Below are 2305 nucleotides of genomic sequence, written 5' to 3' on the forward strand. Positions count from 1 at the left end.
AAGCGCAGAAGTGCAGGTCGCGCAAGAAAAAACATGAACTAACAACGCATAAACGTCACCTTGGCCGACGGCCTGCGGCGTCGTTTATACCAGTACGTTGTGGTGCATTATAAATAAAGAATAAGTCTTAACACGCTCTTACCCTATCAAGAATTTTAAAATCACCGATGGAAAATTGGACGCCGATTGAATTAGATAAGTTAAGCTCCCTAATAAGGGAAGGAAGCTCTAAAATGTCGGACATCCAGAAACAGATTTGGGAATTAATCTCAATAGAACCCGAAAAATGGACGGAAGAAGAATTTGGCAGAGAGGGAGGCGGATTCTGGGTCGTAGCGATTGCAGGAAAAAAGGTAATCTGGTACAACGATATAGAAGAAGGGTTCAATGTTTCATCTTACATTGACTACGGTCAATTAGATGCTTATGGCGCTGAACAAGATGAATTGCAATGGGCAATAAATAAAATAAAATAACGACACCACAACAACGTGTAAACGTCAGCAGCGGCCGACGGCCTCGCCGCCGTTTACACAAGTACGTTATGGCCAAGCCTAAATAAAAAAATGAGAAATATATTCAAACTTTTTATTGCAGTTCTAACTGTCTCTTGCAGCAGCCCAAGACAGGAAGGTGAATCGATACCACTGGCTCAAGAAACTTTGAAAATACCAACAGTGGATACGGTACAAAAACTTGGAACAAATAAGGATAACTTATCAAATCTGGCTGCAAATGAAACACCCGCCGAAGAAGAAGCACCTGAGGAATGTGTATTCGACCAAGAAACGCAGACAGATGAATTCCTTAAAGATGTTGAGGAACTGAAAGGTTATAAGTGGGATTACGGGAAACGGACAGCTACTTTCCTACTTGAGACTGGCGACACTTTACAGATTTACAGGGGCGGGTGCAGCCACTTCGTCGTTGAAGCTGAGTTCAGGCTAAGGAACGACAAGACCGACTACTCAAATTGGGGTAATGTATATAAGAAAGCATTATGGATTGCAAAAGTGCTTGACAATGAATTTGACTACAAGGCGCTGAAGAAAGACATCGACTCAAAGAAAGTAACATTCGGCAGATACGAAGAAGTAGGAATCGACGTGGTGTATTTCACAAGCGAAGATTTGCGGGATAGGGAATATCAGATTGAGAGGAAATTGGAATCAAAGTTACAGACTATAACATTGAGCTACTCCATCATCTAAAAAGGCCAAGCCATAACATTGTATAAAAATCATGCTTCGGCCGACGGCCTCGCACGTTTTTTATACTAACCGTTGTGGCAAATTTTGAATATAGCTTCTAGGTGAGGCCAGCGTAAAAAAAATATCGGCAAGAGTAGCAAAAGCCAAAAAGAAACCGGCAAAGCTGCAAGAACTTCTCGGCAAAAGAATTAAATTACCTTAGCAAAAGAAAGCAATTGTACCCCGACTTTCATCGACTGATGTTGCAGAAGTAGCAGAAGATGAATTACTCAGGCGTTTGAGCAAGAATGGACGCAAAATACTTGCATGCCGACGGACATAAAATACTTGAAAACGGACGGATACAAAATGCGTTTTCAGCCTGATTTCAGGAAAACAGCCTAAAAACGGACTGATAAAGAACTCGACAAGCTCTCCGTTTTACGTTTTAGGCTTACTTTTAGCAAATCAGGTCAAAAACAGAAAAGTAAAAGCTCGGCGGGCTTTGCAGTAGAAAAACTCGCCACAACAATGCATAAACGTCAGCATCGGCCGACGGCCTCCGCCGTCGTTTATACTAGACCGTTGTGTATAATCAAATCAAACAAATAATGTATAAATATTTACTCCTTGCTTGCCTACTAATTACTTCTTGTAGTGCTTATTCACAATCCGACTGTAAAAATTTTAGAATTGGCAAATTCCAGAATGTAGAAAATGGAGTAATAAAATCTAAAATTACTAGAAGTGACTCTCTCCAAATAGAAGAATATGGAAATGTAAAAGTCACACTAAAAATTGAATGGATAGACGATTGTACATATAGACTTATATTCAAGGAGGGTAATGAATCCTTTTGGGCATCAAGACCAAAAGACAGACCGACTCCCGATTTGATAGTAAGAATTACGAAGACTGAAAAAGATTCATACTTACAAGAAGCAAAATTCGTCGGTGACAATGATTTTCAGTATAAAAGCAATATGGTTAAAGTAAAATGACTATACACAACAACAGTAGCTGTTGCACAACTCAGCGTTAAACAGTGCCCTGTTTCAATCCCTCTTCACTTTTCTCAAGTTGATTTCAATTCCTGCCGCCAAAAAGAGCATCAA

Annotated in this window: 3 protein-coding genes; all 3 read left to right on the forward strand. The window is 40.0% G+C overall.

The window, feature by feature from the left end; all coding sequences use genetic code 11:
* Positions 1-167 precede the first annotated feature (167 nt).
* The 3 genes from A8O25_RS22210 (at position 168) to A8O25_RS22220 (ending at position 2191) form a co-directional block, all read left to right on the forward strand.
* Complete coding sequence (locus A8O25_RS22210) at positions 168-476, forward strand: hypothetical protein (RefSeq protein WP_206598739.1); 309 nt, start codon at positions 168-170, stop codon at positions 474-476.
* A gap of 90 nt (positions 477-566) precedes the next feature.
* A complete protein-coding gene (locus A8O25_RS22215; protein ID WP_066839846.1) occupies positions 567-1211 on the forward strand; it encodes a hypothetical protein in 645 nt (214 codons plus the stop codon).
* Between the two features lie 590 nt (positions 1212-1801).
* The gene (locus A8O25_RS22220; RefSeq protein WP_066839848.1) at positions 1802-2191 is read left to right on the forward strand and encodes a hypothetical protein; all 390 of its coding nucleotides are present in this window, start codon (positions 1802-1804) and stop codon (positions 2189-2191) included.
* Positions 2192-2305 lie beyond the last annotated feature (114 nt).

This window comes from Rufibacter ruber (genome assembly GCF_001647275.1).
Lineage (GTDB): Bacteria > Bacteroidota > Bacteroidia > Cytophagales > Hymenobacteraceae > Nibribacter > Nibribacter ruber_C.